The 25132-nt window shown below is 64.3% G+C and carries 24 protein-coding genes and 1 pseudogene; 14 read left to right on the plus strand and 11 right to left on the minus strand.

The genetic code is table 11. The features are described from left to right. Window positions 1-22 precede the first annotated feature (22 nt). Together HZZ16_RS08375 and HZZ16_RS08380 are read right to left on the minus strand one after the other, a co-directional pair. Entirely contained in the window at window positions 23-1804 is a 1782-nt protein-coding gene (locus HZZ16_RS08375; protein WP_197948002.1) for a CYTH and CHAD domain-containing protein, read from the minus strand. A gap of 505 nt (window positions 1805-2309) precedes the next feature. Further along, the gene (locus tag HZZ16_RS08380; RefSeq protein WP_197948063.1) at window positions 2310-3857 is read right to left on the minus strand and encodes an FAD-dependent oxidoreductase; all 1548 of its coding nucleotides are present in this window, start codon (window positions 3855-3857) and stop codon (window positions 2310-2312) included. A gap of 124 nt (window positions 3858-3981) precedes the next feature. Here HZZ16_RS08380 and HZZ16_RS08385 point away from each other — a divergent pair, with 124 nt between their 5' ends. From HZZ16_RS08385 to HZZ16_RS08395, 3 genes are all read left to right on the plus strand, one after another. After that, entirely contained in the window at window positions 3982-4209 is a 228-nt protein-coding gene (locus tag HZZ16_RS08385; protein WP_197948003.1) for a hypothetical protein, read from the plus strand. An 86-nt stretch (window positions 4210-4295) separates the two neighbouring features. Then, window positions 4296-5126 (plus strand): helix-turn-helix domain-containing protein, encoded by an 831-nt coding sequence (locus HZZ16_RS08390; RefSeq protein ID WP_197948004.1) that lies wholly within the window; start codon window positions 4296-4298, stop codon window positions 5124-5126. Between the two features lie 90 nt (window positions 5127-5216). Then, entirely contained in the window at window positions 5217-6194 is a 978-nt protein-coding gene (locus HZZ16_RS08395) for a Bug family tripartite tricarboxylate transporter substrate binding protein (RefSeq protein ID WP_197948005.1), read from the plus strand. Window positions 6195-6236: 42 nt separating this feature from the next. Here the strand turns inward: HZZ16_RS08395 and HZZ16_RS08400 are convergent, their stop codons facing one another. After that, entirely contained in the window at window positions 6237-6944 is a 708-nt protein-coding gene (locus HZZ16_RS08400) for a GntR family transcriptional regulator (RefSeq protein WP_197948006.1), read from the minus strand. A gap of 68 nt (window positions 6945-7012) precedes the next feature. Between HZZ16_RS08400 and HZZ16_RS08405 the strand changes: the two genes are divergently transcribed. The 6 genes from HZZ16_RS08405 to HZZ16_RS08430 all read left to right on the plus strand — a co-directional run bounded on the left by HZZ16_RS08405 (window position 7013) and on the right by HZZ16_RS08430 (window position 12602). Continuing rightward, window positions 7013-7999 (plus strand): ABC transporter ATP-binding protein, encoded by a 987-nt coding sequence (locus tag HZZ16_RS08405; RefSeq protein WP_197948007.1) that lies wholly within the window; start codon window positions 7013-7015, stop codon window positions 7997-7999. Window positions 8000-8043: 44 nt separating this feature from the next. After that, window positions 8044-9333, plus strand: a complete 1290-nt coding sequence (locus tag HZZ16_RS08410) for an ABC transporter substrate-binding protein (RefSeq protein ID WP_197948008.1) — start codon at window positions 8044-8046, stop codon at window positions 9331-9333. Between the two features lie 5 nt (window positions 9334-9338). Continuing rightward, complete coding sequence (locus HZZ16_RS08415) at window positions 9339-10292, plus strand: ABC transporter permease (RefSeq protein ID WP_197948009.1); 954 nt, start codon at window positions 9339-9341, stop codon at window positions 10290-10292. A 3-nt stretch (window positions 10293-10295) separates the two neighbouring features. Then, on the plus strand, window positions 10296-11174 hold the full coding sequence (locus tag HZZ16_RS08420; RefSeq protein WP_025037151.1) for an ABC transporter permease: 879 nt from the start codon (window positions 10296-10298) through the stop codon (window positions 11172-11174). A 20-nt stretch (window positions 11175-11194) separates the two neighbouring features. Then, the gene (locus HZZ16_RS08425; protein ID WP_197948010.1) at window positions 11195-11926 is read left to right on the plus strand and encodes an aspartate/glutamate racemase family protein; all 732 of its coding nucleotides are present in this window, start codon (window positions 11195-11197) and stop codon (window positions 11924-11926) included. 181 nt (window positions 11927-12107) lie between these two features. Beyond that, window positions 12108-12602, plus strand: a complete 495-nt coding sequence (locus HZZ16_RS08430; protein WP_197948011.1) for a hypothetical protein — start codon at window positions 12108-12110, stop codon at window positions 12600-12602. A 241-nt stretch (window positions 12603-12843) separates the two neighbouring features. On the opposite strand, the gene HZZ16_RS08435 is transcribed toward HZZ16_RS08430, so the two are convergent. The 4 genes from HZZ16_RS08435 to HZZ16_RS08450 all read right to left on the minus strand — a co-directional run bounded on the left by HZZ16_RS08435 (window position 12844) and on the right by HZZ16_RS08450 (window position 16049). Continuing rightward, entirely contained in the window at window positions 12844-13176 is a 333-nt protein-coding gene (locus HZZ16_RS08435) for a hypothetical protein (protein WP_197948012.1), read from the minus strand. A gap of 100 nt (window positions 13177-13276) precedes the next feature. Next, on the minus strand, window positions 13277-14971 hold the full coding sequence (locus HZZ16_RS08440; protein ID WP_197948013.1) for a PAS-domain containing protein: 1695 nt from the start codon (window positions 14969-14971) through the stop codon (window positions 13277-13279). Window positions 14972-15103: 132 nt separating this feature from the next. Beyond that, complete coding sequence (locus tag HZZ16_RS08445; protein WP_197948014.1) at window positions 15104-15634, minus strand: gamma carbonic anhydrase family protein; 531 nt, start codon at window positions 15632-15634, stop codon at window positions 15104-15106. 85 nt (window positions 15635-15719) lie between these two features. After that, window positions 15720-16049 carry a DUF6949 family protein gene (locus tag HZZ16_RS08450; RefSeq protein WP_197948015.1) on the minus strand — a complete coding sequence of 110 codons (330 nt, stop codon included), beginning with the start codon at window positions 16047-16049 and terminating at the stop codon, window positions 15720-15722. 222 nt (window positions 16050-16271) lie between these two features. Between HZZ16_RS08450 and HZZ16_RS08455 the strand changes: the two genes are divergently transcribed. Together HZZ16_RS08455 and HZZ16_RS08460 are read left to right on the plus strand one after the other, a co-directional pair. Further along, window positions 16272-16979 (plus strand): hypothetical protein, encoded by a 708-nt coding sequence (locus tag HZZ16_RS08455; protein WP_197948016.1) that lies wholly within the window; start codon window positions 16272-16274, stop codon window positions 16977-16979. Window positions 16980-17199: 220 nt separating this feature from the next. Then, window positions 17200-19023, plus strand: coding sequence for a caspase family protein (locus HZZ16_RS08460; RefSeq protein ID WP_197948017.1), 1824 nt, complete (start codon window positions 17200-17202; stop codon window positions 19021-19023). 280 nt (window positions 19024-19303) lie between these two features. Here HZZ16_RS08460 and HZZ16_RS08465 read toward each other — a convergent pair whose 3' ends face one another. Beyond that, complete coding sequence (locus HZZ16_RS08465) at window positions 19304-19522, minus strand: DUF3126 family protein (RefSeq protein ID WP_007602550.1); 219 nt, start codon at window positions 19520-19522, stop codon at window positions 19304-19306. A 131-nt stretch (window positions 19523-19653) separates the two neighbouring features. Next, window positions 19654-20478: a serine O-acetyltransferase gene (cysE, locus tag HZZ16_RS08470; RefSeq protein ID WP_145640657.1), complete on the minus strand. Its 825-nt coding sequence runs from the start codon at window positions 20476-20478 to the stop codon at window positions 19654-19656. Window positions 20479-20754: 276 nt separating this feature from the next. Here cysE and HZZ16_RS08475 point away from each other — a divergent pair, with 276 nt between their 5' ends. Both HZZ16_RS08475 and HZZ16_RS08480 read left to right on the plus strand, forming a co-directional pair. Continuing rightward, window positions 20755-22152 carry a hypothetical protein gene (locus HZZ16_RS08475; protein WP_197948018.1) on the plus strand — a complete coding sequence of 466 codons (1398 nt, stop codon included), beginning with the start codon at window positions 20755-20757 and terminating at the stop codon, window positions 22150-22152. 274 nt (window positions 22153-22426) lie between these two features. Next, window positions 22427-23401, plus strand: coding sequence for an ABC transporter substrate-binding protein (locus tag HZZ16_RS08480; protein ID WP_197948019.1), 975 nt, complete (start codon window positions 22427-22429; stop codon window positions 23399-23401). A 10-nt stretch (window positions 23402-23411) separates the two neighbouring features. Here HZZ16_RS08480 and HZZ16_RS37120 read toward each other — a convergent pair. After that, window positions 23412-23540: pseudogene (locus tag HZZ16_RS37120) on the minus strand (alpha/beta fold hydrolase); the annotation flags it as partial. Window positions 23541-23585: 45 nt separating this feature from the next. Continuing rightward, window positions 23586-23999 (minus strand): hypothetical protein, encoded by a 414-nt coding sequence (locus HZZ16_RS08485; RefSeq protein WP_197948020.1) that lies wholly within the window; start codon window positions 23997-23999, stop codon window positions 23586-23588. 107 nt (window positions 24000-24106) lie between these two features. On the opposite strand from HZZ16_RS08485, the gene HZZ16_RS08490 reads away from it, so the two are divergent. After that, window positions 24107-25042 carry a LysR family transcriptional regulator gene (locus HZZ16_RS08490; protein ID WP_197948021.1) on the plus strand — a complete coding sequence of 312 codons (936 nt, stop codon included), beginning with the start codon at window positions 24107-24109 and terminating at the stop codon, window positions 25040-25042. Window positions 25043-25132 lie beyond the last annotated feature (90 nt).

The raw sequence follows: 25132 nt of genomic DNA on the forward strand, positions 1-25132 counted from the left end.
CAAATGGCTGGCCGCAACTTTTTTAGGAATCGCGATCAGCTCTGCTCGCCTGGCGCGACCAGGGCACGCGCGCGGCGGTGAAATCCCGCCAGCTATCCTGTAAGCCCTGCTGCACGCCGATCGATGCCCGCGCCTGCCAGCCGGCGATCGCGGCCGCCGCAATGGTGCTGTCGCGATCTTCAGCGCCGAGGCCGTCGAGCAACGAGGCCGTCACCGCCATGTCGTTGAAGACGCCGAGTGCCTCCTGCAAGCCGGCGAGCCGGCGCGCGAATTTTCGCGCGGACTTACGATCCTCGTACAGCGGCAGCAGGAACTCGCTGAGATAGCGCAGCCGCTTGGTGGCGAGCCGCACGCGGTGCAGTTCGTCGACCGTCAGCGACTTGAAGCGGCGGCCGCGCTTGAGCACCTTCGCGTACTGTTCGGACAGGACGCGCTGCGCGAAATTGACGGCGGGCTCGGCGAGCCGGCCGAGATCTTCGGGCGCGACGCCGTTGCGCCAGCCGCGCGTCTCGATCCAGCCGCCGAGACCGATCAGGAAGACCGCGCAACGGCGATCATCGAGCGCACGGCGAGCCCTGCGATAGGCTTCCGCCTGACGTTGAGCCGCGGCCCGCCCAAGCGCATCGAAGCCCGCGACCGACGGACAGGCTTTTGCGATCGCCGGCAAGGTGGCGAGCTGGAATACGTCCCAGTCGCGCGCGGCGGACAGGCCTTGCGCCAGCCATTTGGCCTCCGAGCGAAGCGCCTCGAGATTGCCGAGCGCGCCGACCGATCGCATCAGGTCGAGCGCGGATCGCAGCCGGCGCAGCGAGACGCGCAGCTGATGCACGCCTTCCGGATTGCGGCCGTCCTCGGCCGCCGGCAGCGATTGCAGCAGGTGAAGGAAGCAGGAGCGCAGGATGGTCGCGAAGGCTTCGTCGAGCGTCACGGAAGGATCGAGGCGAAGCTTGCGCGGCCGGCGCGCCGACGGCGGCAGGTCCGCGGCAAGGTCGAAGCCGCGTGCGGACTTGCTGCGGATGGACGGCTTCACCGTTCCGTGCTCCGCAAGGCGCAGCGCGATCTCGAAGATCGCGCATCGGCTGCCGCTCTTCAGCTCCAGCTCGATCTCGCTGACAGGAACCGACCGGTCGCCGGCCGTCAGCTCGCCCTGGTCGAAGGCGACCTCGACCGTCCCGGTCGGCAGATCGATCATCCGCGCATGACGATGGATGTCCGCGGTGAAAACGGCCTCGAGCGGCTGCGTTGCGAGCAGCTCGCGAAGCTTCTCCGGAATGAAAGGCATCGCCAGAGCGGGATCGGGCGCAAGTGATGGCACGCTCGCTTCCCACTCGCCACGGCGCAGCGGATCGTCGGCGACGTCGGTCTTCACGGTCTGCACGAAGCGTGCGCCGCTCTGGCGTACGCGCAAACTCAGGCCGGCGCGACGGAGCGCCCGCTCGGGCGTGTCGTAGTAGACGGACTTGAGATGTTTTCGAATGCCCCTGTTGCGTGCGTTCGCCGCGATGACCGGCGCCGCGCTGAAAACGGCCATGCGATCGGCATCGACGAGAAGCTTGAGTTCGATTTCGCCGCCGGAAGGCGCGGTGGCGCTCGGCTGAGCTGGCTCCAGATCAGGCGTCATTTCTTGCGATGGCGCCCGATCACCCACAGCGCCCTCGATCGCCGGCACCGCGCCTGGCGCGGCGGGTTCAATCTCCCTCAGGAAGCCGGCGGCGACTTGCGCACTCTTGTTCTCCTTCGGAGCGTGATTCCCACCCGGCGCGCTCGGAGTCTTGCGGGCCGGTGTTGAATCTAACTTCAGCATTAGGGCAACTGACAATTCGATGACAGAGCGCCAGCATATAGCCGGTCAGCGCCGCGAGGAATAGTCAGGTGACGTCGCAACGCATCATCGTCCACATGCGACATCCCCGAGCGCAAATATCGGCGAGGGATGTCACAATTGGCTCGGCGTTACGGATTAAGTTGGCGCCGCGTACAGGAAGTGATCGTATAGAAATCTCGCAGATCTCGAAATCGAGTTGAACGCGTCAACGAGCTTGGTTCATGCTAGCCGAGAAATTCTTTCTGGTTCTGGAGACACTTAGAAGTCACCTGCCTGATGACAGGCCCGAAATTATGACAAGCCCTCCGCCGGATGCGCCGCCTCCCTCTGATTCGCGGCGCAAAAAACCAGTTCCCGGCGGTCGGGAGTAGAAATATCATTCGAGCGTCGGCATCGCGCTGCTCGATACTCTCAGGACTCAGCGCATCCCCAAGCCGCCGCTCAACGAGCCAAGGGCCGGACCGCATTTATCAGTGATGACCGCTCACTCCGCGGCTTCAAGATTGGCCGGCTTGTCGGCCTCGCCCAGCGGCGCCACTGCGGGGCCATTGAGCGCGGTGCCATCAGGTGCGAACTGCGATCCGTGACACGGGCAATCCCAACACTGCTCGAGTGAATTCCAGTGCACGACGCAGCCGAGATGGGTGCAGCTTGCCGAATGCAGATGCAAATGCCCGTTGCGGTCCCGGCACGCCGCGATCTTCTTCAGGCCGCTGCGGACGAGGCGCCCCTCTCCCGGCCGCAAAAGTTCGACACTCGCGATTTCGCTCGCGGTGAGATACTCCGCGAAACTCTTTAGAGGCGTGATGTTCTCGCTGATGAACTCGCTGATATTCTTGTGAATCTTCCGTGACGGGGCGTAGACCTCCTCCCAAGGACTCGCGCCCGCCGTGACGAGATCCGCGATCAACATGCCTGCCACCAGCCCGTTGGTGATGCCCTGCCCGGAGTCGCCGCTGACCATGAAGAGATGTTCTTCGCTAGGGCTGCGACCGATGAAGCCGGCGAAATCGATCGGTTCCATTACCTGCCCGGACCACCGATGAGTGACCTCGCGCAAATTCGGCAATCGCTCGCGCGCCCAGCGCTCAAGCGCGTCAAGGCGCTGTGCGCCATCATTTGCCTCACCCGACTTGTGATCTTCGCCGCCGATGATCACGATGTCCTCGTCGGCGGACAACGGTTGGAGGCGGACATAATGATAAGGATCGAGCGTATCCCAATAGAGCGCATCCTCCACGGCGCCGGCCGCAATCTTCGCGGCGAGCGCATAAGTGCGGTAAGGTGCCTGCTTGGTGTGGATCGCCACCTGCACGTTGACGGGCGAGTTGGTCGCAACCACCACGTCGGCGGCGTGAACCTCGTAGCCTGAGGCGGTGGTGACGACCATGCTGCCCTGGCGTTGCTGGATGCTCTCGACGCAGGTGTCGGCATAGAGCTGGGCGCCCCGGCGCTGCAGTGCGCTCGCCAGACCGGCGAGATATTTAGTCGGATGCAGACGCGCCTGGCGCGGAAAGCGCAGCGAACGCGTCTGACCCCTGTTATGGAAGGGTGTCGGCTCGACGCAATTTTCGACCGGAATCTGCAGCTTGCGACAGCAGTCCAATTCACTATCCAGCTCGGATGCGGACGTTTCGGGTGCCTGTACCCAGTAGCCATCGACGCGTTTAAAACCGCAATCGATGTGCTCGGCGCCTTGGATGGCCTCGACGCGATCGATCGCGGCAGCGACGCTCTGATAGTAACGCCGCGCACAATCAGGGCCGCGGACTCGCACGAACGCATCGTAACCGTCATCGAGCGCGGTCGCCAGATGCGCGGTGGTGCGCGCCGTCATCCCGCTGCCGATGCGGCCGCGATCGATGACCGCGACCGAACGTCCATGGCTGGCAAGTTCATATGCGACCGAAAGCCCGGCTATTCCGGAGCCGACCACGGCGACGTCCACGGCGACCGTACGCGACAGCACCGGAGCTTCGGCGACAGATACGTCCATCCAGAGGGACTGCGTGTGCTCATCCCGTACGTTCATGGCGCTACTCCTCGGAAGAACAAACGATGCAGCAGAATGGCGGTTCCTATGTGCGCTGCCGAACGAAACGCCAAAGACAGCCGCATTCATTAGGAACCTTCATCGTGCTCGCGCTTGAACCGGCATGAAAAGTCCATCACCGGGGATGCGCAGGGCGCTGCGTCAGGCGCGATTGTACGGGCACCTCCTCGTCCGAAATGACAGGCTGTATCATCCGGGCGGCAATCATCCGATCTGCTCGATACAGCTTGCGCGCGAGATGGTCAGGTCAGGATGGATGACCAAGCAGGACGGCGAATACGAGATCACGCCAGAGGGGCAGCTTGCCGCCGAAAGCGAACTCGGTCGCTGAGGAGCCAATGCGGCACCGGTCTGGCCTGTTGACTGATCCGGCGATTGCATCATTGACTGGCGGCACGGTCCTCACAAAGAGCTGCCATGCCATCATTCCGTCCCGTCATCGCGTTGTCGAGAGGCCTCGAGATCCTGCGCGTCATCAACCAGGAACGGCAATCGACCGTGGGTTCGCTGCACAAGGCGACGGGGCTCAACAAGGCAACGATCGTTCGCATGCTCGAGACGCTGGAGCATGAAGGCTATGTAGTTCGCCGCAGCGGGCCGCCCAGCTACGCCCCGACAGGACGGGCGCTGCTGCTCAGCACCGGCTACGACGAGCCCAACTGGATCGGCGGCATTGCCGAACCGATCCTCAACCAATTTCGCCAGCAGATCCACTGGCCGTCGGATGTGGCCGTGTTCGATCAGGACTCCATGGTGATCGCACACACGACGCGAGTCGGCGGCTCGCTGCTGTTCCACCGTCCGCCAGGCTTTCGCTTTCCCGTACTCGGCACCTCGATGGGACGCTCCTATCTGGCATTTTGCGAGCCCGCCGAGCAGGAACGCATCGCGGCGCGCCTTGCCGTCAGCCCGGAGCCCTGGAATGACCTCGCGCGCACTCCTGCCAAGCTCACGAAGGTGCTGCGCGCAATCCGGAGATCCGGATTTGCAGTCATGGACGAGAGCTACAGCCGCAGCATCTTTGGCGGCGCCGTCTGGGCCATCGGCGTTCCCGTCGCTCTTCCGAACCGTCTTTTTGCGAGCATGAACGTCATGATGCTCCGCGAGGCCGTCAGCCCCGAGGAAGGTCTCCGGCGCTTCGTCCCGCAGATGAAGAAGGTCGCCTCCGCACTGGCCGAGGCGCTCGCCGCCAAGCTTGCTGCGGCAGGCCCGTCTTCGTCGTCAGGAGACTGCCATTTCACACAGTGAAATGTTGTTTCTATTTGGCTCCGCTCGTGTGACACCTCTGCCCGGCGACCGCAGGGCGCCCAATGACGCAGAGCAAAACGGGAGGGGCAAATGAGGACATTCGTCGGAATGCTGGGCGCTGCAATCGCAAGCCTGGTGATAGCCACGGCTGACGGGGCTGCAGCCGAAGCCTGGCCGAGCAGAGCCATCAAGATCGTCGTCTCGACGCCCGCCGGCGGCATCACCGATGCATTCGCCCGCGCCTACGGCGATTACATCTCTCAGAAGCTCGGACAGCCGGTCGTTGTCGAAAACAAGACGGGAGCGAGCGGCGCGCTGGCAGCCCAATCGGTCAAGGATTCGCCGGCGGACGGCCATACGCTGATGTACACGATCTCGTCCACGTTGCTCGGAAACCGGCTGCTGCTGAAGTCGCTCGCCTACGATCCGGACAAGGATTTCACGATTGTCGCAGTCACGCCATCTGGTCATCTGCCGCTGGTCGTCCATTCCGCCACCGGCGCAAAGTCCATCGAAGATTTCGTCGCATATGCGCGCCGCAACAAGGTCACGGCAGGCTCGTATGGAATCGGTTCGTTCGCGCACATCGCGATCGCCGAGCTCAACCGCCAATATGGCCTCGACATCTCCATCGTGCACTACCGCGGCGAAGCGCCAATGTGGCAGGACCTGGCGTCCGGCGTCATCCAGGCCGCGACCGGCAGCTATCAGGCCGCGCTTCCAGTCCTCGATACTGGCGTCGGCCGCGCGATCGCCGTGCCGTCACTGGTTCGGATGAAGAAACTGCCGGAAACCAAGACGTTCACCGAGCAGGGGGTCACCGGAAAAGTCTTCCAGCTGACGAGCTTCACAGCCCTGGTGGCGCCCGCTGCGACGCCGCCCGACCGGATCGAACTGCTCGCCAAGCTCATGGTCGAAGGCGGCAAGACCGAGCGTGTCCAGAAGCTGCTCGAGGCCTTCGGCGTCGACTCGCCGGCAATGGATCGCGCATCCTCGGTTGCCCTCTACGAAAAGGAAGGGCCGGTCTGGCTGGAGTCGATCAAGAATCTCGGCTTGGAGCCACAATAGCATTCGCACTCGCGGATCCCGTGCGCTGGCGACGCGCGCTTCTCACGCTCCCAACACGTCCGCCAGCCGCAGTTCGTCGGCGGCGGGATCCTTCAGGAACAGCTCCGCCTCGATCTCGTTCAGGTGCGACAGCATCAAGGCGCCGGCGCGCGCCTTGTCGCGCTTGCGGATCGCGGCGACGATCTCGGCGTGATGATCGGTGCCGCACGCGGGCGTGTCGTGGCGGCGGTAGAGCAGGATGATGAGCGATGAGCGCGCGATCAGCTCCTTCAGGAAACCGAGATAGATGCTGTGGCCGCTCATCTCCGCGACGAGACGATGAAACTCGCCGGAGAGCCGCACCGAGGCGCGGGCATCGCCGCGCGATTCCGCTTCGCGCTCTTCGTCGAGATGCCGGCCGAGGCGATCGAGCCAGGCCGGTGAGACCGCGTCGATCGCGTGGTCCACGATGGTAGGCTCGATCAGGCGGCGCGCCTCGAACACTTCGCGAGCATCGGCCGGCGTCGGGCGCGCAACGAAAGCGCCGCGATTCTTCTCGATGTTGACGATGCCCTCATGCGCAAGCTGCTGCAGCGCTGTCCGCACCAGCGTCCGGCTCGCGCCGTAGATGTCGCCGATCTCGTCCTCCCCGAGCTTGGTGCCGGGCAGCAGACGATGCTCGAGGATCGCGGCGGTCACACCCTCCCGGATACGGCTGACGCGATCGCTCGCATCTGGCGCATCGGGTTTCTGGCGGGTCTTGGCGGCCATGATTGTGAGGGCTCGATCGACGAACGTTCGGCCTGCAATGTTAGTCGACGAGCTTCCTCGGACACGCCATGGCCATTCCCGCCGCTCTCGAACTGGTCGCCGTCACCAAACGCTACGAGGCCACGCTGGCCGTCGACAACGTCAACCTGAAGATCCCGGCCGGCACCTATTGCTGCCTGCTCGGCCCCTCCGGCTGCGGCAAGACCTCGACGCTGCGCATGATCGCAGGTCACGAGGCGGTCAGCGAAGGCGACATCATCCTCGGTGCGCAGAACGTCACCGACCTCGAGCCGGCCAAGCGCGGTACCGCGATGATGTTCCAGTCCTACGCGCTGTTTCCGCACCTGACCGTGCTCGACAACGTCGCCTTCGCCCTGAAGATGCGCGGCATCGACAAGGCGACGCGGCACAAGCGCGCCGGCGAATTGCTCGAGCTGGTCGCGATGAGCCAATATGCAGGCCGTCTTCCGGCGCAGCTCTCCGGCGGCCAGCAGCAGCGCGTGGCGCTCGCGCGCGCGCTGATCACCGAGCCGCAGATCCTCCTGCTCGACGAGCCGCTCTCGGCGCTCGATCCGTTCCTGCGCGTCAAGATGCGCGGCGAGCTGAAGCGGCTGCAGCGCGAACTCGGCATCAGCTTCATCCAGGTCACCCACGGCCAGGAAGAGGCGATGGCCCTTGCCGACCACATCGTGGTGATGAACCACGGCAGGATCGAGCAGCAGGGCACAGCGCGCGACATCTTCCATCATCCCCGCACCGAATTCGTGGCCCGATTCATCGGCGGCCACAACGTGCTCAGCGACGCCGGCAATCTCATCGCCGTCCGCGCCGATCAGCTCGGCATCGTGCCGTTCGCCGACGGCGCCTTCGGCGCGCCGGCGCTGCTGACCCAGACCGAGTACCAGGGCTCTTACATCGCCGTCTCGCTCACGCTCGACGACGGCACCGCCCTGTTCTCCCACGTTCCCGAGGCCACCTTCGACGTGCATCCGTTCCGTCCGGGCGATCGCGTGCTGGCGACCTGGGATCCCGCCAAGGCGCAACGCCTGCAATAGCATCCTTCACCACGGAAAATGCGCAACACAGAGGAGTGAGCGAAATGACCGAGACGACCAGGAAGACCGGCGTCAGCCGCCGCACGCTATTGAAGGGCACCGCGGGTCTCGCCGGCCTCGCCGCCGGCTCCGGCGCGATCACCGGCTTTCCTTACGTGAAGTCGGCCGATGCGAAGGTGCTGCGCTATCTCGGCACGGCCGTGAACGAGGGCGACGACATCGCCAAGCAGTGCCTGAAGGACACCGGCATCAAGATCGAATACATCACCGCGACGACGGACGACGTCACCAAGCGCGTCATGACCCAGCCGAATTCCTTCGACGTGCTGGATACCGAATATTTCTCGCTGAAGAAGCTGGTGCCGTCTGGCAACATCCTTGCGCTCGACGCCAAGAAGATCAAGGAGTTCGACAACATTACGCCCGTCTTCACCAAGGGCGAGACGCCCGGCGGCAAGAAGATCGGCGGCCAGGGCACCGCGCCCTGGAAGGTGCTTTATCTCGAAGGCAAGGACTCCAAGAAGTTCGCGACGTCGGCGACCGAGTTCGTCACGCTGATCCCGACCGTCTACAACGCCGACACGCTCGGCATCCGCCCCGACCTGATCAAGCGTCCGATCAGCACCTGGGCCGAGCTGCTCAACCCCGAGTTCAAGGGCAAGGCCTCGATCCTCAACATCCCCTCGATCGGCATCATGGATGCCGCGATGGTCGTGGAAGCCACCGGCAAGTACAAATATGCCGACAAGGGCAACATGACCAAGGAAGAGATCGATCTCACCATGAAGGTGATGACCGAGGCCAAGAAGGCCGGCCAGTTCCGCGCCTTCTGGAAGGACTTCAACGAGAGCGTCAACCTGATGGCCTCGGGCGAGACCGTGATCCAGTCGATGTGGTCGCCGGCGGTCACCAAGGTGCGCTCGATGGGCATCCCCTGCACCTTCCAGCCGCTCAAGGAAGGCTATCGGTCCTGGGCTTCCGGCTTCTGCGTGTCCAAGGGCGTCTCGGGTGCCAAGCTCGAATGGGCTTATGAATTCGTGAACTGGTTCCTGTCGGGCTTTGCCGGCGCCTACCTCAACCGCCAGGGCTATTACTCCGCCGTGCTCTCCACCGCGAAGGCGCACATGGAGCCCTACGAATGGGCCTACTGGATGGAAGGCAAGCCGGCCGAGAAGGACATCAAGGCGCCCGACGGCTCGCTGCTGGAAAAGGCCGGCGCGGTGCGTGACGGCGGCTCCTACGAGGATCGCATGGGCGGCGTCGCGTGCTGGAACGCCGTGATGGACGAGAACGACTACATGGTCCGCAAGTGGAACGAGTTCATCGCGGCGTAACGGACATGTCGGAAGAAGTCCTGCAACACGCAGCCCCGGGCTTGATCCCGGGGTCGGGCACAGCGCGCGCCGCAAAGCCGACGCGCCTGTCGCCGTCCTTCATCTCCTGGCTCCAGGCCGGGCCGATGATGCTGGTGTTTCTCGCGTTCTTCCTCATTCCGCTCGTCTTCGTCGTCATCGTCTCGTTCTGGGACTACAACGAATACCAGCTGCTGCCGGCTTTCTCCGGCCGCGGCTACACCGACACGTTCGAGGGCTGCATCGCGCAGCTTCCCGACCTCTGCACCATCGGCAAGACCTATCTGATGACGCTGAAGCTCTGCTTCATGGTCTGGGCCCTCACCCTCTTCATCGGCTTCTGGGTCGCCTACTTCCTCGCCTTCCACGTCAAGTCCAAGACCTGGCAGATGGGCCTGTCGCTGCTCTGCACGATCCCGTTCTGGACCTCCAACGTGATCCGCATGATCGCCTGGATTCCTTTACTCGGGCGCAACGGCCTCGTGAACTCCGGCCTGATGAAGACGGGGCTGATCGACCATCCCGTGGAATGGCTGCTGTTCTCCGAATTCTCCGTGGTGCTGGCGCTGGTGCACCTCTTCACCTTCTTCATGGTGGTGCCGATCTTCAACTCGATGGTGCGCATCGACAAGTCGTTGATCGAGGCCGCCTATGATGCCGGCGCCAGCGGCTTCCAGACCCTCGTCAACGTCATCATTCCGCTGGCCAAGCCCGGCATCGTGATCGGCTCGATCTTCGTCATCACCATCGTGATGGGCGACTTCATCACCATCGGCGTGATGGGCGGCCAGCAGATCGCCGCCGCCGGCAAGATCATCGAGACGCGGGTCAACGCGCTGCAATTCCCCGCCGCCGCGGCCAACGCCGTGATCCTGCTCGCGATCACCTTCCTGATCATCACCATGATGTCGCGCATCGTCGACATCAAGAAGGAGCTCTAGAGCATGAAGGAAGGACGCCCGCGCTCGTTCTACGTGCTCGCGATCTTCTTCGCGGCCTATGTGCTGTTTCTCTACGGGCCGATGATCGCGATCTACGTGCTGTCGTTCCAGGGGCCGCAGGGCGGCCTCACCTTCCCGATGAACGGCGTGTCGACCTTCTGGATCGCGAAATTGTTCCAGGGCACCGGCATCGTCGATCTCGGCGCCGCCTTCCGCCGTTCGCTGCTGCTCGGCATCGTCGTGATGATCGTCACCGTTGTGCTGTCGGTCGCCGCTGGCATGGCGTTCCGGCGCAAGTTCAAGGCGCAGAGCATCCTGTTCTACTCGGCGATCGCCAGCCTCATCGTGCCCTCGATCATCACCTCGCTCGGCATCTCGCTCGAGTTCCGCATCATCGACGACCTCATCAAGGCGCATTGGAACGAGAATTTCGAGACTTCGATGGGCCTGCTCACGTCCGGGCTCGGCGCGCACCTGACATGGACGCTGCCGTTCGGGCTGCTCATCATGTTCGCGATCTTCAACCGCTTCGATCCGCGGCTGGAAGAAGCCGCGCGCGATCTCGGCGCCACACCGTGGCAGACGTTCCGCCATGTCGTGCTGCCGATCATCCTGCCCTCGGTGATCGGCATCGGCCTGTTCGGCTTCACGCTGTCCTGGGACGAGCTCGCACGGTCCAGCCAGGCGATCGGCGCCGTGAACACGTTGCCGCTGGATCTTCAAGGCCTCACCACCACCGTGACCAACCCCGACATCTACGCGCTCGGCACCGTGATCTCGGCGGTCTCGTTCACGGTCATCACGCTTGCGCTCGGCACCATCCACGTGCTCAACAAGCGGCAGGCGGCCAAGGGCTCGGACGCCGGCAAGGGACTCGTCTGAGAAGGGACTCGTCTGTTCCGATGCGGCTTCACGTCGTCAATCCCAACACAACGGCATCGATGACGGCGAAGATCGCCGCTGCCGCGCGCAGCGTTGCCCTCGCCGACACCGTGATCGATGCGCGTCAGCCGGCGATGGGCCCGGTCTCGATCGAGGGGTTCTACGACGAAGCTTTCGCGGTGCCCGGCATGCTCGGCTGCATCCGCGAGGCCGATCGCGACGGCGCGGACGCACACATCATCGCCTGCTTCGACGACACCGGCTTGGATGCCGCGCGCGCCGCCGCCAAGGCGCCTGTGATCGGCATCGGCGAGGCTGGCTTCCACCTCGCGAGCCTGATCGCCGCGCGCTTTGCCGTGGTGACCACGCTCGGCGTCTCCATCGTGCCGATCGAGCACAATCTGCGCAAGTACGGCCTGGCCGAACGCTGCGCCCGCGTCCGTGCCGCCGAGGTCCCGGTGCTGGCGCTGGAAGAGCGCAACACGGAAGCGCTCGGCAAGATCTCGGCGGAGATCACCGCCGCCATCCGTGACGACCGCGCCGAAGCGATCGTGCTCGGCTGCGCCGGCATGGCCGATCTCGCGGGCGAGCTCGCCGCCACGCACGGCCTGCCCGTGGTCGACGGCGTTGCGGCCGCGGTGACGCTTGGGGAATCACTGGTGCGGCTTGGACTGACGACCTCCCGCCTCGGGCCCTACGCCGTACCGCGCACGAAGAGCTACTCCGGGCCGTTTTCGCAATTTCAGCCTTGATCCCTGCCGCTGCCGCACCGTTCGGGGCCGGCAAGGCTCGCTGATTCCTGGTTTTTTCCTCACTCAGCCTCTTTTTGGTCCCATTCCTTGCCGAAACGTAAGGCTTTCGGGACGCCCCGGTCGCCCCTTTGGGTTGCCGGTCTTCGCCACTCACCAAGTTTCAATTTGGGTTTTGTCAGCGATGATCGATCTCGCCCAGGACACGCCGTCCAAGCCCCTCCTTCGCCTTGGCGCCCAGCCGATCGCGCTGACCGCTGCAGCCCTCCTGCTGCTGATCGCGGGCGTGACGTCGATCGCGATCTGGCGCGCCTATACCGGCGCCGCCCCCGAGAGCGACCGGGTGGTGGCATCGCGGCAGCTTCAGGCCCGCACCGCTCAGGCCTCCGAGCAGCTGGTCGAGAAGACCAAGGGACTGGAGGCGACCCAGCAGGAATCGATCGACCAGCTCCAGGTGGTGCAGGACCAGCTTCAGACGATGAAACGGCTGATGGCGGCGCAACAGGCCGACACCAAGCGCCTGTCCGAGCAGGTCACGGCCTTGAACGAATCCATCGACGGCCTGCGGCAGTCCTTTGCCAGTGCACGAGCGACCGAGGTCGAGACGCCATCGGTTACCCGCAGGAAACCGGCGCGGCACCGCGTCCAGGCCAGCGCACGCAAGCGCTCGCGCGGCTGAGCCGATCACCGGGCGGGAACTTTATTTTCGCCACTTGTGAACTGGATCACATTCGCCTGTATGATTCCGGGCGATGCTCGCCCTTACCGGATGGCGTGAGCCGATTTCAATATCCGGGGCTGGCAAGGTCGTTGACGGTATACTGCGTCAACGACCTTGTTTTTTCAGGTGTATTCCGCCTCACGCGGAGGCCTCGATCCTGACTTCGTGACAGCGACGGCATCTCGCTTCCGCGCGAGCGTCAGCAGCCGCGGCAGATGCTCTTGAGCTTCTTGTCGAGTTGCCGGTTCTCGGCGTTGACAGTGGCATCAGCCGCGCTACCCGCGCCGGTGCCGGTGGTGACGCCGGACCCTGGACCGGATGATTGCGCGGTCCCCAGGCTGTTGGTGCCGGGCGGCGGTGCTGGCGCATTGGCGATACCTCCGGTCGATCCCACCGAGCCTCCCGTCGATCCCGTCGAGGTTCCGCTCGATCCGGCAGAGCCGCCGGCCGTTTGCGCGAAGGACGCGGCCGGCAGCGCCGCGAGTGCGAGGATCATGATCGCGGTCTTGATCGAAGCGCACGACCTGGCCATCGGAAATTCTCCTTTGCCGGTCAACGATCGCGACGAAGACCTGTTCCGGAACAAGTGCCCTCACATCAGCTTGAAAGGGCCAGACAGCCTTGCCCCTCCCCTACGCAGCAGCGCCCATCTCCGCCCCGAGATCCTCGACCATGGTCACGAAGATATGCGAATCCTCTCCGGCGCCGCCGATTTGAAGGCGCCGCCACGACACCTTGCGCCGGCCGCGGATCGGGTTGTTGATCGTATCGATCATCGGCTCGAGCTGCTGCCGCTGGGCGAGCAGCTGCTGATCGCGTTTTTCGATCAGATCGGCGGTCTCCTTTGAAAACAATTCCCGCGCCGTCTTGCCGACGAGCTCGGCGCGCGACATGCCGATCTGCTTTTCGGCAGCCTTGTTGATGAAGAGGTAGCGAAGGCTCCGCGCGTCCTTGGCAATGATGCCCTCGCTCACGTTCTCGATGACCGTGGCGAGCAGACGCTCCGTGCGCTGGAGAATGCGCTCGCGCTGGCGCTGTTCGGTGATGTCCTCCTGCACCGACACCCAGCCGCCGCCGTCCATCGGACGCTCATAGATCTTGACGATGCGACCATCGTTCAATGCGAGCTCGTAAGCGGTCGGCTCGCGCCTTGTGATCCGGTCGAGAACCGCCGCGACATATTTCGCGACGTCGCCGCTGAACAATCCGCTCTTGACCCTGTGCTCGAGGATCTCCTGCAAGCTCGATCCGGTCTGGATCGTCTCGGGCAGATCGTACATCTTCCGGTAATTGGCGTTCATCGCGACCACGTTGGCCTTGGCGTCGAGCATGATCAGCCCCTGCGGCATGCTGTTGATCGCCGCCGAAAGCTGCCACTTCTTGGCCTGGTACTTGTCATTAAACTTGTCGCGCTCGGTCATCGCCGCGTCGCGCGCCTGCGCAGTGCCGAGCTCGAGCTCCTCGAGCTCGAAGATGCGCGCCACCGCGTCACGGAAGTTCTGCACCGCGCGCGCAAGGCGCCCGATCTCGTCGTGACGGCGCAGATGCGGCACCTCGCTCTTGACGTCGCCCTGCGCGATCCGGTCGGTCGCCTGCGTGATATCGGCGAGCGCGCCGACCACCGAGTTTCGCATGACGACGACGTTCAGCGCCGCGAGCATCAGCGCCGCGAGCCCCAGCGCGAACAGATAGGCGGCGGCGTAGCGGTTCTCGTTGGCGAGTGCGTCCGCCTCGCTGGCGCGCTCACGGTAGATCCGTTCGAGCGCTTCAAGATCGCTGTTGAGCTTGTTGCGCAGGGAGCGATTGGCGTCGTTGTCCCCCCATTCGCGGGCCGCGGCCGGGCTGATCTCCAGGCCACGCCGCACCAGCTCCTGGCGGAAGTCGATGAACTGCATGATGCGCTGGCGGAAGCTCGCGAACAATTCGGCGTCGTTGGTGCCGACGTATTTCTCCATGCTCTTCACGGCCTCGGCGAGCTCGCGGTTGCGCCGCACCAGCCCGTCCGCGAACTGCTTCATCGCGTTGCGATCGGCGGACATGTAGATGCCGCGCGATTCCATCACGACGGCATAGATCAGGGCGTTGATGCGCCCGACGCCGATCGCCGCCTCAGCGGAGGTGGCATGGAGGTGGCGATACGTCGTCTGCAAGCGCACCGACTGGACCGACATCACCAGCAGGAAAGTGGTGACGATCGCGAGGAAGGCGGCAATGCTGTAGACCTTCTCCGCAACGCTGAGCGTGTCGGAGCCGCGTATGAAACGGACCAATTTCTTCAAAAATTTGGTTCCGGCGCCGAGGCCGGATTCCAGCGCCGCAGCTCCCATGGCGCCGCTCCTCCTGGTTGAAAACGCTGGACGATAAGCGTGATCGCGCTAGCAGAGGATTAAAGTACCGACCTGTATTTTTACGGTATAGGCCGTGACCCGGCTGGGGAGAACCGCAGCCGGTCGGGCAGGTCAGCCGATCCGCTTCAGGCCCTGCTTGAAGCGCGGACCGTTCGCCACGTAGAACCGGGCCGCGCTCCCCATCTTCTGCACCTGGGCGTCGTCGAGCGTGCGGATCACGCGGGCCGGCGAGCCGATGATCAGCGAGCGCTCGGGGAACTCCTTGCCCTCGGTGATGACGGAGCCGGCGCCGACGATGCTGTTGCGGCCGATCTTCGCCCCGTTCATCACGATCGAGCCCATGCCGATCAGCGCGCCCTCTTCAATGGTGCAGCCGTGCAAGATGACGTTGTGGCCGACGGTGCAGTTCCTGCCGATGACAAGCGGAAAGCCGAGATCGGTGTGGCAGGTCGAGCCGTCCTGCACATTGGCGCCCTCGCCGATCTCGATCCACTCATTGTCGCCGCGCAGCACCGCGCCGAACCAGACGCTCGCGCCCGGCATCAAGCGCACCCGGCCGATCACGGTCGCGGTCTCGGCGATGAAATAATTGCCGTCGGCGGGAAGGTCGGGCGCCTGCCCGTCGAGCTCGTAGATGGCCATTGGCTGTCTCCTGTCGCGTTGACGACTGGCATAGCCAAACGGCAGCCGCGACGCAAAGGGCCGGCCGCGCTCAAGGCGCTTCGGATCAGACCAGAAGACCGGCGGCGCGCAGCGTCATCAGGAAGAAGGTGCCGCTCATCATGCTCCAGAACCCGGCGATGAGGGTTGCCATCATCACGAATTCCACGCGGCGGCTTTCCACCCGCACGCCGCGCAGCGTGTTGCGCATGATGATGAAGGGCGCGGCGAACACCAGGAAGGGAACCGCCGCGAAAGTCTTCGGCGCCACGCCGTCCTGCAGCAGGCCGAAGCCGGCGGGCCGCTGTGCCAGCGCCTGGTATCCGTTCACGAGCGCGCCCGCGAGCGCGAAACCGATGCCGATCGAGAAGAAGGTGTTGAGAGCTTCAGGTGTCATCGGAAGTGCTCCGCCCTTACGCAACGCGCGTGCCTTCCTGTGACAAAGAGTGCGCCTTAACGCTACATTATCCTTAAGGAAAGGTTAACGCGGCCAGCCGCCCCGTGCAGGGGCCGTCCCGATCCGAGCGGCCGGGAACGCTGCGCGAAATCGCGGTCGCATGGCATATTCGCCGCTGATTCGTCGGCCATCGGCCGACCTCCGGTCGACCTCGCGCAATTCATGACATTGTTCTCCGCAGCTCCGCTCAGGTCCCCCCGCATGCGCACCCGGGCGCATGTCGTCCCGATCGTGCTCGGCGGCGCGGCTGCGGCCTGTGCGGTCGCGCTCGTCGCCTATCTGCTGTGGCCGACCTGGGGCAGCGCCGGCGCGAACGCGCCGGACAAGCTGCCGGTGAGCGTCGGCGGCACCTTGTTCAACCTGCCGGTGACCGCGATCCGGATGAAGATCCAGCGGCACTCGGGCCCGCAGGAGCGCATCGATCTCGACTTCCTCTATCCCTCGCTGGAGCCGCCCGGCGCGCCCAAGCACGTCACCTCCGACACGGCGGAAGCGGCGCTGCAATCGATCGACCGCATCTTCCTGTCGATTGCGGCCCATCACGATGCGCTCTCGCCCGAGCAGCGCACCGCCACGATCTATCCGCGCTATCTCGACCAGGCCGCGGCAAGCCCAGCGGACGGGCTGACGATGCGCATGTTCCGCACCGACACGCCCTACGGCAGCGAGGACCTCTATTCGGCCGCAAACCCCGCGCTCACCGCGCGCTGCACGCGCGATGCCGCCACCCCGGGCATGTGCCTCGCCGAGCGCCGCGTCGGCGGCGCCGACCTCACCTTCCGCTTTCCGAGGGCTTGGCTGTCGCAATGGCGCGAGGTGGCGGAGGCGATGGAGAAGCTGACCGCGCAGCTGCGCGGGCCGCGGGGCTGAGCGGCGGCCGGAGGCTCCAAAACAAAACGTCGAAAACAACCCCATGCACAGTAGCCAAGCGTGGGCAGCATCGACACTTTTCGTATTTTTCGAAAATCGATTGACCCTTCGGGGCAAAACAGGGCATGATGGCCGCGTTGATGTGTGACTGATATCACTGAGCACGGATTGCGTTTGGCCATGCTGCGAATAATCTGACGCATTGCATTCGGGGGCTGGAATGCGGCTTCGGCTGTTTGTTTTGTTGATTTTTGCGATCTGGGCTGGAGCCGGACCGGCGCTGGCCGAGAAGCGCGTCGCGCTCGTCATGGGCAACTCGGCCTACAAGAACGTGGCGCGGCTGGCGAACCCCGCAAACGATGCCACCCTGGTCGGGAGCATGTTCAGGAAGGCCGGGTTCGACGCCGTCGACATCAAGCTCGACCTCAACGCCGCCGACATGCGCAGGTCGTTGCGTGAGTTCGCGGGCCGGACTCGCGATGCAGATGTTGCCGTTATCTACTATGCCGGGCACGGCATTGAACTGGACGGGACGAACTACCTGATTCCCATCGATGCCGCGCTGGAGACCGACGGCGATGTGCTCGACGAGACGATTGCGCTCGATCGCGCACTTTTTGCCGTGGAACCGGCCAAGCAGCTTCGCCTCATCATCCTCGACGCCTGCCGGGACAATCCGTTTGCCAAGACCATGAAGCGCACGGTCGCCTCCCGCGCGATCGGCCGCGGCCTCGCCAAGGTCGAGCCGACCAGCCCAAATACCATGATCGCCTTCGCGGCGAAGGCGGGCTCGACCGCCTCGGACGGCGATGCCAAGAACAGCCCATTCGCCAGCGCTCTGGTCCAACGTCTACCGACGCCGGGCCTCGATCTGCGCAAGGCGTTCGGCTTCGTGCGCGACGACGTCCTGAAGACCACCGGCTACAAGCAGGAACCCTATGTCTACGGCTCGCTGGGCGGCGACGACGTGGCCCTGGTCCCGGCCAAACCGGTCGCGACCGGGCCGCAGGCCAACCCCGACAGCGAAATCCGGCGCGACTACGAGCTGGCGCTCCAAATCGGCACCCGAGACGTCTGGTCCTCTTTCGTCAACCGCTACCCCAACGGCTTCTACACCGATCTCGCTAAGGGCCAACTGAGCAAGATCGTCGCCGAAGAATCTCGCGCTGCCGCTGCGGAAAAGGCGAGGCAGGCCGAGGACGAGAAGGCTCGGCTGCTCGCCGAGCGCGCCAAGAAGGCCGAACAGGAGAAAGCAGCAGCGGCCGCGAAGGCGGCCGAGGACGCCCGCATTGCGGCGGAGAGGGCCAAGCAGATCGAGGAAGCGAAAGCGGCTGCTGCCGAGCAGCGCAGGAAGGATGCCGAGGCCGCCGTCGCCAAGGCGCTGGCCGACAAGCAGGCCGCCGAAAAGGTGCTCGCCGAGAAGATTGCGAACGACAAGGCAGCGGCCGAACTCGCAGCAAAACAGGCGGCTGAGAAGGCTCAGCGTGACGGTGAGCAGAAGGTCGCGGCAGTGGCCCCAACTCAGTCGATGCCGAGTATGTCGCCGCAAGAGACGGCCAAGCTCGTGCAGTCCGAGCTTCGTCGCGTGGGTTGTCTGACCGCCGCCGCCGATGGCGACTGGAATGCGTCATCACAGCGCTCACTGACGCTGTTCAACCAATATGCGAGAACGAAATTCGACCCCAAGCTCGCGAGCTTCGAGGCGCTCGACGCCATCAAGGCCAAGCCAGGCCGTGTCTGTCCGCTGGTCTGCAATCGCGGCTTCAAGGCTGACGCCGACACTTGCGTGAAGATCACCTGCCGCGCCGGCTATCGCGTCAATGACGACAACGAATGCGAGAAGGTCCAGGACAAGAAGCCGGTCGCGACACGCGAGGACGCCACGAACCGAGACGCCGAGTGGAAGCAGGTTGAATCCAAGCCTGCGAAGCCTCAGACGAGTGGGCAGATAGTTTGCGGCGTGGGAATTGGTGGTTGTCGCCCAGTTCGCCCCGGCTGTCGGCTTGAGCAAAAGTATTCAACCAACGTCGAGGTCTGCAATTGAGCACGTAAAGCTCGTCGGAGTGTTGCTCAAGCAATGCTGGCGCCGCTGTGCTACGCTCGCAATGACGGCGTGGAGAAAGTGACCTCGATCTCGCCGCGTGCCCCGGACGTAGCGCAGCGTCGCTTCGACGGTGCGCTGCAGAGCCGGGGCCCATGTCCGAGATGCGCTGTGTGGCTTCCTGGGTCCCGGCTCTGCACTGCAACGCTAAGGAGCGTTGCAGCGCGTCCGGGACGCGGAGAACGGCGCGCAGGAGCGAAGACTCCGCTTCGCTCGCGACCAACTATTCCTGGTCGACCAGATCGTCCTCGAGGATCGCCATCTGGAACTGGAACGAGCGATCGTCGTCCTCGTCGTCGACGAACAGCACGCCGATGAATTCCTCGCCGATATAGACTTCGGCGGAATCGTCCTTCTTCGGCCGCGGCACGACGCGGATCTTGGGATTGCCGAATACGCGCTTCAGATATGCGTCGAGCTTTCTGACTTCTTTGACGTCCACGGCAAGTCTCCGATCGAAAATGGTCGGCGGGTTTTAGGACGAGATGCAGCGAACCGCCAGCACGAATTGTCAAAGAATTTGGGGACGAAAAGGGCCGGAAAATCCGGCCCTTCGCAGCATCAAGGGCCCGCTCAGAGCCCCATCGCGTTGATCATCTGGTCCATGGTGCGCGACGGCTCGGCGCAGCCGGCCTCGCCGACGATCTTGGCGGGAACGCCTGCAACCGTGACGTTGTGCGGCACCGGCTTGACCACGACCGAGCCGGCGGCGATGCGCGCGCAATGGCCGATCTCGATGTTGCCGAGAATCTTTGCGCCGGCGCCGATCAGCACGCCGTGCCGAATCTTCGGGTGACGGTCCTCGTTCTCCTTGCCGGTGCCGCCGAGCGTGACGCCGTGCAGGATCGAGACGTCGTCCTCGATGACTGCCGTCTCGCCACAGACGAAACCGGTGGCATGGTCGAGGAAGATGCCGCGGCCGATGCGCGCGGCGGGATTGATGTCGGTCTGGAACACCGCCGACGATCGGCTCTGAAGGTAATAGGCGAAATCCTTGCGGCCCTTCAGATAGAGCCAGTGCGCGAGGCGATGAGTCTGGATGGCATGGAAGCCCTTGAAGTAGAGCAAGGGATCGATGAAGCGCGAGGTCGCGGGATCGCGGTCGTAGACGGCAACGAGGTCGGCGCGGAAGGCGTTGCCGAGATCGGGGTCGTCGCGCAGCGCCTCAATATAGGCCTGGCGGACGAGATCGCCCGACAGCGCGGAATGATCGAGCCGGTCGGCGACGCGGTGAACCACCGAATCTTCCAGCCGGCCGTGATGCAGCACCGCCGAATAGATGAAGGTCGCAAGCTCGGGCTCGCGGCGGACGATGTCCTCCGCTTCGCTGCGGATCCGGTCCCAGATCGGATCGAGCGATGCGAGCTTTCCTCCCGGATTGACCTGATGCACTGCCATGGGATTTGCTCTCTCGAATGGGCGTCTTTTGCGGGCTGTATAGCACAATCTAGGCGACAAAGTCCTGACGGGCTTGCCCAGGAGTGAACAGCACCCTGCCCGATTGGCCACGCCAAGGCTTTGAAACACAACGGTTTCTTCTAGCGCCCCAAACGGCAAGGTCGTCTCAACGTGGTCAGAGTTCCGCCAAAATCAAGCCGGGCGGCTTCAAACTATTGGTGAATTCTCGTTGAGCCGTTATTGCGGTCATTGGTCAAAAGCGAGGACGGAGCGGATTTGAGCATCACCACCGATCAATTGCGCGCGCGCGCCGCAGGGTCGCTTTGGCTGCGGCTGGCGGCGGTGGCCCTGCCCCTCCTGATGATCGCGCCGGCGCTCTGGAACGGCTATCCGCTGTTGCAATGGGATACCGGCGGCTATCTGGCGCGGTGGTACGAGGGCTACCTCGTCCCCAGCCGCTCCACTGTGTTCGGCCTCTATCTGCATTATGGCGAGGGTTTTGGCTTCTGGATCAACCTTGCTGTCCAATCGCTGGCAACGCTATGGCTGCTGCAGCTCACGCTTCGCGTGCTGGAATTGATGCAGACCGTTCGCTTCGTCGCGATCAGCCTCTCGCTGATGCTGTCGACCGCGCTGCCCTGGCTTGCGAGCATGCTGCTCACCGACATCTTTGCCGGGCTCTCGGTGCTGGCGCTGTTCCTGCTGGTGGTCGGCGCAAGCCGCACCTCCACGCTCGAGAAGATCTCGCTGTTCGTCTTCACCGCCTTTGCCGCGGCGACCCACAGCGCCACGCTCGGCGTGCTGCTCGGACTTTGCGCAGCGGGCTGGATGGCGCGGCCGTTCGTGGGCAAACGGCTGCCCATTGCGGGATTGGCTCAGGCGAGCCTCACGATCGTCGCGGGCGGCCTGATGCTGGTGTCGGCGAACTACGCGCTGTCCGGCAAGCTGGCCTGGACGCCCGGCGGCTACGGCGTCGCCTTCGGCCGCATGATGCAGGACGGCATCGTCGCGCAATATCTCAACGACCGTTGCCCGCGCGAACGCTACAAGCTCTGCCCCTATCGCAACGAGCTGCCGGCGAGCGCCGACGAATTCTTGTGGGGCAAGAGCATGTTCAACACGCTCGGCCGCTTCGAGGGCATGAATGACGAGATGGGCTATATCGTCGTGCAGTCGCTGAAGGATTATCCGGCCTGGCAAGCCGGCGCGGCGCTGCGGGCGATGGGGCAGCAATTGCTGCACGTGGCGACCGGCGAAGGCACCAACGGCTGGATCCCGCACACCCGCGGCATCATCGAGCGCTACATCCCCGCGCAGGCCGCGCCGATGCGCGCGGCGCGGCAGCAGAATTGGGGTGTCAGTTTCGATGACGTGAATTGGCTGCACGTCCCCGTCGCGCTGGCCTCGATGCTGGCGCTGGTCGCGCTGCTCGCCCAGGCACTCGCCAGCCGCCGGCTGGACGACCTGACGCTGCTGGCTGGGACAGTGACGCTGGCCCTGCTCGGCAACGCCTTCATCTGCGGCGTGATCTCAGGGCCCCACGACCGCTACGGCGCGCGGATGGTGTGGGTGGCGACGTTCGTGGTGCTGATGGCGCTGGCGCGGCGGCTTGGAGAGGACAGCAAGGTTCGCAAGTCTGGAAGATGGCACGATTGCAGAGATCACCAGCCGTGAGGGACTGACGGCATTTTCCACATCAATCCGCGACAGCCGCTCCCGACCTCATCCGAGCAGAATTCCGGTGCGTAGATGTGGCGAGTTCTTTCTCCTCAGATGCGAACCTATCATAACCGAGACGGGATTGGTCGCAGGCCCCGCGCCAGCAGCCTTGATGCGCTCGTGCTAATCGATGACCGGTTCTGGCTAAAAGATGACGCGCGAGGGTCCACACGGCATTACCTGTTCGTGCTAACTTGAACGACGTGTTATCTCATAAGGTGCCAGCGAGATGCGCCGCCGTGATTTCATCAAGGCTGTTGCGGGCTCGGCTGCAGCTTGGCCGCTGGCGGTGGGCGCGCAGCCCACCGATCAGCCCAGGAAGAAGATGCCTCGTGTGGGCCTTCTGGCGTCGGTTCATCATGAACGAATCGATGCCTTCGAGCATGGGCTACGCGAGCATGGGTATGCCGAGGGCCAGAACATCATCATCGAGCGCCGGTTCTGGAAGAACGATCCGAAGCAACTGGCAAAGTTTGCCGCCGACTTGGTCACTCTGGATGTTGAGGTGATCGTAGCGCCCTCTACGCCCGAGGCCCTTGCCGTCCAAGCGCTTACCAGCACGATCCCCATTGTAACTGCCACCGCCGACGCGGTCGGTGTCGGGTTGGCGGCAAGTTTCGCGCGGCCCGGCGGAAACGTCACCGGACTGACCGCCGTCGGTGGAAGCAGCAAGAATCTCGGTCTCCTGGCGGAATTACTGCCGCGAGCATCGCGTTTTGCGGTCCTGCTCGACCCAGACAACCGGTATCATGCCGAGTTGATGGCCGGCTTTCAGAAGACCGCCGCGGAACGACACTTCGAGATTCTTCCGGTGGTGAAACGCTCAGCGGAAGACATAGGTCGGGGATTCCACACCATGGCGTCGAGGCATGTCCAGGGCCTGCTCGTGCTTGCGGACCCCATCGCGCGCACCAACCGGCGGGAGATCATTGAGCTCGCCGCACAATACCGAATTCCCGCGGTGTACTATTTTCGTGAAGAGGCGGTCGAAGGAGGCCTTCTCGCCTATGGCGCTGATCTCATCGAGCTCCATCGTCGGGCCGCCGCTTATGTTGCAAAGCTCCTGCGGGGCGCGAAAGCCGCCGAACTCCCGATCGAGCAGGCCGAACGCTTCCGCTTGGTGATCAATCTAAAGACCGCCAACGCACTCGGCCTGAGTATCCCGACTGCGTTACTCGCGACCGCCGACGAGGTGATCGAATGATGCTGCGCTGCATGCGGTCGGAGCGGGTCTGGTCGGCAAACGCGCGGAAGGTGCGGCCGACGGGATCGGTGATTTCGTCGAGGGACGGTTCTTCCAGCGCCTCGGCGACGTTCTCGCCGGGAGCGCGGCCCTCGATCAGGGAATTACGGTGACAGTGCTGTCACCGTAATTCACCCACAATTTTTCACATCTCCTTGGCGAGCGCGAACAGCCGGAAATCTTCGAGCGCAGCGTGCCGATGCGGGGCGACTTCGCGTCGGTAAGTCTCGGTGTCGACGATCGAGCGGAAGGTGGCGAAATCGCCGTATTCATTGATGGCCGCTTCGTCCCAGCGTTCGCCCGGCGAGCCGACGAGGCTGGTCAGGACCGGCCCGGAAAACATCCGCGCGAGCGGCTTACCGGCCGCAAGACGCCGGAATGCCGGCCTATAACGTTCATGAAAGGCTTCGCGGCCCGAGCAGGGCGCGGCGTCGAAGCCATCCTCGTAACGCGCCTGCGCGCGGTAGCGCAGCAGATTGAGCATATAAACCGGCTGGCCGGGCGGAATCGCGCGCTCGGCGGCGTCGAGGGCTTGCAGGGTGATTTCGACGAGGTTCATGGGGCTTCCCGCGTTTTTAGCGCCGCAGAGCGCGCGCTGACGCTCCCTGTTTAGCCAGTCGGGGGGCGCGCTTGTAGCGACCAAGAAGCCATGATTATGTGGACTCCATGTCCACAGCGAACTTACCTCCCGACGTCTCGCGCCTCCTCGCCTTCGTCCGCGTCGTCGAGGCGGGCTCCTTCGCCGAAGCCGCGCGGCGGGCGGGGACGACCACATCGGCGATGTCCAAGGCGGTCGCCCGCTTGGAACAGGCTCGCGGCTTGCGGCTCTTGCATCGCTCGACCCATTCGCTGGCGCTGACCGAAGAGGGCGACAGGCTGATGGCGGCCGGACGCGCGTTGGCCGAAAGTCTCGCCCGTGTCCAATCCGCGCTCGGCGAAGTCACCCGCGACGATGGCGGACGGGTGCGGGTGACCGCGCCCGCTTCCTTCGCGCGCGCCTGCATCCTGCCGCGACTGCCCGCGTTCCTGCGCGAACGGCCGGAAATCGAGATCGAGGTCAAATTCCGCAACGAGATTCTCGATCTCGCGGCGGAAGGCGTGGACGTCGCGATCCGCTCAGGGCCCCTCGACCGCGCGCCCGGCCATCAGGCGCGGCGGCTTTGCACCTTCTTCTGGATCGCCTGCGCCGCGCCGGCCTATCTGAAGGCGCGCGGCACGCCGGCTACTCCCTTTGAGCTTTCCGCGCACGACCACGTCGGCTTCCGCAATCCCGCGAGCGGTCAGATCCTGACCTGGCGCTTCGCCGACGCCAGCGGCAAAGGACCCATTCGCATCACGCCCAAGCCCAAGCACATTTGCGACGACGCGCACGCTGCGCTCGCTCTGATCGCGAATGGGTTTGGAATCGGCTGGGGGCCAGCATGGCTCGTCAACGAAGACCTGCGCGCCGGCCGGCTGGTCGAAGTGCTGGCGCCGTGGCGCGCGCCTGGGGAACCCCTGTGGATGCTGCGCACCTCCGGCCGCCGCCCGCCCCTGCGCACACAACGCGTGATGTCGTTCCTCGAAACGCTTCCCGCTGCGTTCAGCGACAAGGCAGCGTGAAGCAGCGGTCGTTATCGATACTGAGGCGCGCCAAGAGACTGAGCTCCAGGTCCCAGGGATATCGGAGGCGAAGCCTCTCTTGGCCCATAA

The sequence above is a fragment of the Bradyrhizobium glycinis genome (genome assembly GCF_016031655.1).
Lineage (GTDB): Bacteria > Pseudomonadota > Alphaproteobacteria > Rhizobiales > Xanthobacteraceae > Bradyrhizobium > Bradyrhizobium glycinis.